We start from the raw sequence: 945 nt of genomic DNA on the forward strand, positions 1-945 counted from the left end.
AGGATATGATTAATCAATTTGCATGCGCAACAGATGATCATCAATGGATCCACGTAGATGAGGAAAAGGCTAAAAAAACGCATTTCGGTGGCACTATTGCTCATGGGTTTTTAACATTATCACTTTTGTCTACGCTAGCTTATGAGGCACTACCGGAGTTGGAAGGTACAACAATGGGCATTAATTATGGTTTTGATAAAGTACGCTTTATGAGTCCCGTTAAAACAGGCACACGGGTACGTGCGCGTTTTGTTTTAAATGATGCCGAGATTCGTCCTTCTGGACGGGTGGTTTTTCATTATGGAGCTACGATGGAAATTGAACAATTAAAAAAACCAGCTCTTACTGCCCAGTGGCTTGTGGTTGCTATGGTTGGAGAGAAGTACATAAATTCTTAAATTGTTTTAATGTTGTGTTTTATCCACTTTTTGTGCAATTGTTTCAGAAGACCCTTAAGGGAATAATATGAAGAGTGATCAAAAGGATATAACTATTGTCATAATGGAGGTATTATAACGCTGATAGCCATAGCGGATTGCCATATCTCCCAAACCACCTCCGCCGAGATATCCAGCAAGTGAAGTGGCTCCGATAAGAGAAATTACCATAACAGTAAAACCGTTAATCAGACTAGGGAGCGCTTCAGGGACAAGAACATGCCTGATAATTTGAAGTCGACTTGCTCCCATGGAACGCGCAGCTTCAATCAAGCCATTTTCGACAGTTTTAAAAGAGAGTTCTGCCATTCGTGCATAAAAAGGAATAGCTGAAATGGTGAGAACAAAAATCACCGAAGACATTCCTACACCTCTTCCTACAACTATACGGGTAAGAGGGAGAAGATAAAATGCGAGAATAATAAAGGGAATGGCACGAATACTATCAATCATGATACTCAGAGGGCGATTGATGAGATATGAGGCAAGAATTCCTCCACGTGCAGTT

1 protein-coding gene and 1 pseudogene are annotated in these 945 nt (G+C 40.6%); one reads left to right on the forward strand and one right to left on the reverse strand.

The window, feature by feature from the left end; translation table 11 throughout:
- Positions 1–398: MaoC family dehydratase (locus ACFINZ_RS10095; RefSeq protein WP_375701440.1), on the forward strand; the 398-nt coding region annotated here is incomplete at its 5' end.
- Positions 399–404: 6 nt separating this feature from the next.
- On the opposite strand, the pseudogene ACFINZ_RS10100 reads toward ACFINZ_RS10095, so the two are convergent.
- Positions 405–945 (reverse strand): annotated as a pseudogene (locus tag ACFINZ_RS10100) (methionine ABC transporter permease); the annotation flags it as partial.

The sequence above is a fragment of the Bartonella sp. AA81SXKL genome (assembly GCF_042196945.1).
GTDB lineage: Bacteria > Pseudomonadota > Alphaproteobacteria > Rhizobiales > Rhizobiaceae > Bartonella.